This window comes from uncultured Campylobacter sp., assembly GCF_937997595.1.
In the GTDB taxonomy this organism is placed as follows: domain Bacteria; phylum Campylobacterota; class Campylobacteria; order Campylobacterales; family Campylobacteraceae; genus Campylobacter_B.
The window spans coordinates 1-3,640 of the sequence record NZ_CALKTS010000043.1 but is presented as its reverse complement, the minus strand read 5'-3'; the positions used below and the strand labels follow the sequence as shown (position 1 = coordinate 3,640).

The window sequence follows — 3,640 nt, the reverse complement described above, 5'->3', positions numbered from 1 at the left end:
GAATACGGCACCGGAAAGTCCGAAGCGTAAAGCAGGCGCGAGTGCACGTCCGTTTGGCTTGCTAGATGCGGCAGGGCTTTCGCGCGCACCGGCGTCATCAGCGCCGAAACATCGGCGTAGAGGTTCTTGTGCGTGCGCAGAAGCGCCAGAAGCGCGAAATAATCGTGTCCGAAATTTCGCGGGCGGCGCGAGAGCGCACGAAAAATATGCGAATATTCGTAGTTAATCGCCATGTGCGCGCACACCGTCGTAACGCCTAGCTCAAGCGGCGCGTAGATCATCTCCAGCGCCTCGCAGCGGCGCGTGCTCGGCACCGAGCTTTCGTTGCCGACGTGGATCACCAGCGGCAAGCCGAGCTTGGCGAGCTTTTCAAAATACGGCACGTAGCGAGGCAGCCTCGTATCCAGATCCCAATAGTTTTGTAAAAATTTCGCCCCCTTAAATCCGAGCTCAAAGCAGCGATCGATCTCATCTAGCGCGTCCGCCCTTTTTGGATTGATGCTAAAAAACGGCACGATGAGACCTGGGTTTTTTTGATAAATTTCAAGTACGCTGTCGTTGTCCGCACAGACGGTCTTATCGCGGTGGATTAGCTCGCCCGCGTCGCTAAATTTAGCATCCACGCCGAAAAGCACCGCCTTTTTAACGTATTTCGAAGTTCTAAGCCCGCTGAGCAGAGCGTCCACATAGGCTTCGTATGGCTCTTTGATCGCGCGCGATACGTCTATGCCGAAGCGCCTGCCGAAAAGGCGCAGCGCGAGCCTGTCGTAAGGGCGGTCGAAGCGCACCTCCTTGCTTAGCAGATGGACGTGAAAATCAAGCGTTTGCATCGGGGATCCTTGGAAAAATTTTGCCGAGTTTATATCAAATTGCGGTAAATGGTTAGAATTTTAAATTCGGATTAAAATTTACGCACCGCGCCCTGCCGCGCCTTTAAATTTTAAAATTTAAACCTCGCCGCAAGAGCCGCTAATTGATATTTAATGCCGTTTTAAAGCTACGGCGATATACTTGCGATTTGAAAAACTATTTCAATTAAGGAGCGAAGATGGAGTTTGAAATTTTAGAAAATTCCGCCGATTTTAAGCCTAGCGATCTGGATGAGATAATGATCTCGATCGGCTGGGATACGGAGCAAAATGCAGCCTCCGTGCCGCCGCACGAGACATACAGGGTGTGGCGCACCTATGATTACGTGGCGATCGCCAAAACGCAGGGCAAGACCGTGGGGGTGCTGGAGGCGTTTTGCGACCGCGACAACTTCGCTACGAGCTATCTTTACTGCGTGATAGTTCATAAGGATTACCAAAGGCGCGGTATCGGCACGGCGCTCGTGAATGCCTTTAATAAACGCTTTGCGCACACCACCACCTTTGTCGTGACCCCTCTACACAAAGCTGAGGGTGCCGGAGAATTTCTACAAAAGTGCGGCTTTAAAGACGCGTCGAAGCACTTTACGATCCACATGAGGAAGCGAAATTCGATCTAGCGGACATAAATTTTAAAATTTATCGAGCTTTGGCTATATTAAATTTAGCTATGAGCTGCTATAATCGCTAAAATTTAAGGAGCCAAAATGATCACTATGCAGATCCAAAGCGGCGTCGATCGCGATACTCTTGAAACTTTTAAGAAGCTTTTTTTAAAAATTGATCCCTCCGCACAGATCACTCTAAGCGGCGAGAAAAATTTAGAAACGATTCTATCGGAGTTTAAATCCGACGAAAGTTACGATGAGATAAAAAGCGGAATGGATGCAGATTTAAAATCATACGCAAACGGCGATCTAAGCGGCTTCGATGAGCTAGGCAAGGGCTGGAAAAATTGAAAATAATCCAGTCTAAAAGATTTCGTGCACAGCTTAGCAAGATAGTAGAATTTATCGCAGAGCACTCAGAGGATGCGGCGGAAAATTTTAAAAACGAGCTTTTTACGCGAGCAGGCGAGCTTGGCTTTATGCCGTATAAATTTCGTAGATCAAAAAGCTTTGACGATGATAAAATTAGAGATTTCATATTTAAGGGTTTCGTAATCCCGTATCTAATAGACGAACCCGACGATACGATCGTTATCCTATCGATATTTAAGCAAAATTTATTGAGATAGCTTGACGCCTGTTTAAAAACATCCGCGTTTAAATTCCGCGCTCCATTTATTAAAACCGCTCATTCGCCGACGCCGCAGCGCCAAATATACCAACCGCTCCTCCGCGCTAAATCACCGCATATTCGCACTGAGCGCCGTAAATTCTAATTTTACGCATGCCGCGCGGCGCGCGAAAACAACTCCGCTCGCCCCTTGCGCAAAAGCAAACCTAAAAGAATTTTCGGCTACAATTTCCCCCAAATAAAGGCAAAATATGAAAGAAATCTCGCTACTAAGGCTCTCGCTCGCGATCTACGTCGATATGTTTTTGCGCCTAGTGACTACGTTTATCAACACCTACATGATCTCGCGCGTGGACGTCTCGCTAGTAGGCGCGCTTGGGGCGGGCAACGAGATATTTTTGCTCTTCGTCACGGTTTTCGGCTTTCTGGCCGTGGGCTGCTCGGTTCTCGTAGCACAGGCGCTCGGGGCAAAAAACAAAGTCCTAGCCATGCGCGCGATCCACACGAGCATCGCATTCAACGCGCTCGTAGGGCTTTGCAGCGGCGTTTTCGTCTTTAGCTGCGCGCCTTTTTTACTCCGCGCGCTGCAAGTGCCCGCCGAGCTTTTGAGCGAAAGCGCGATCTATCTTAAGGTCATCAGCATCGTCTTTGCGATAGACGCCGTCGCGATCGTGCTTAGCGCCATCGTGCGCGTTTACGGATACGCAAATTTCATCATCGCGGTCTCAGTGGTGATGAATTTAGTCACGCTCGCGGGCAACTACGTCGTACTATTTAGGCCGTTCGGACTGCCGTACTACGGGCTTGAAGGCATCGGCGTGAGCACGATCGCAGGGCGTATGATCGGCGTATGTTTATTCTTCCTCATCATCACGAAGGTGCTAAAGATAAAATTTTACCTCACGATGTTTTTAAAGATCCAGTTCGCCACGCTGCGCAAAATTCTATCCGTAGGGCTTCCGAGCGCTGGCGAAAACATGCTGTGGATCGTGCAGTATCTAGTCGCCTTCGCCTTCGTCGCGAGCATGGGCGAGGCGAGCCTTACCGTACAGACGATCTATTTTCAAATTTCATCATTCATCTTCTTCGGCGGAAGCGCGATCAGTATGGCAAACGAAGTGATCGTAGGCCGCCTCGTAGGCGCCGCTAAGCCGCAGGAGGCGTACCGGCACACTTTTACCGCACTGCGCTTTGGCCTTGGGGCGACGGCGCTTTTCGTCGCGATCGTGTTTTTAGCGCGCGAGCAGATCATGGAGATGTTGAGCTTAAACGAGGCGCACAAGCAGGTCATGCGGCCGCTTTTTTACCTCACGCTCGGGCTTGAGTTCGGACGGACGCTTAATATCGTGTTCGTAAACGCCCTGCGCGCAAGCGGCGACGCGAGGTTTCCCTTTGCGATGGGCGTGATCTTTATGTGGGGCGTCTCGATCCCCGTGGGCTGGCTTTTGGGCATTCATATGGGGTATGGAATTTTGGGCGTTTGGATCGGGTTTTTCTGCGACGAGTGGCTGCGCGGCAGCGCGAATACGGCG

The 3,640-nt window shown here is 50.4% G+C and carries 5 protein-coding genes; 4 read left to right on the top strand and 1 reads right to left on the bottom strand.

From position 1 onward, the window contains the following. The coding region (locus Q0614_RS01380) for an amidohydrolase family protein (RefSeq protein ID WP_298785971.1) at positions 1–830 on the bottom strand (830 nt) is incomplete at its 3' end. A 218-nt stretch (positions 831–1,048) separates the two neighbouring features. Here Q0614_RS01380 and Q0614_RS01375 point away from each other — a divergent pair. From Q0614_RS01375 to Q0614_RS01360, 4 genes are all read left to right on the top strand, one after another. Next, positions 1,049–1,489: a GNAT family N-acetyltransferase gene (locus tag Q0614_RS01375; protein ID WP_298785969.1), complete on the top strand. Its 441-nt coding sequence runs from the start codon at positions 1,049–1,051 to the stop codon at positions 1,487–1,489. Between the two features lie 87 nt (positions 1,490–1,576). After that, complete coding sequence (locus Q0614_RS01370) at positions 1,577–1,828, top strand: hypothetical protein (RefSeq protein ID WP_298785967.1); 252 nt, start codon at positions 1,577–1,579, stop codon at positions 1,826–1,828. Next, complete coding sequence (locus tag Q0614_RS01365) at positions 1,825–2,106, top strand: type II toxin-antitoxin system RelE/ParE family toxin (RefSeq protein WP_298785965.1); 282 nt, start codon at positions 1,825–1,827, stop codon at positions 2,104–2,106. Before Q0614_RS01370 ends, Q0614_RS01365 begins: the two co-directional genes overlap by 4 nt. A 253-nt stretch (positions 2,107–2,359) precedes the next feature. Next, on the top strand, positions 2,360–3,640 hold a 1,281-nt coding region (locus Q0614_RS01360), incomplete at its 3' end, for an MATE family efflux transporter (protein ID WP_298785963.1).

Excerpts from the sequence above, each read along its gene's own strand:
- Q0614_RS01375 (WP_298785969.1), top strand. The coding sequence starts at position 1,049 with ATGGAGTTTGAAATTTTAGAAAATTCCGCCGATTTTAAGCCTAGCGAT.
- Q0614_RS01370 (WP_298785967.1), top strand. The coding sequence starts at position 1,577 with ATGATCACTATGCAGATCCAAAGCGGCGTCGATCGCGATACTCTTGAA.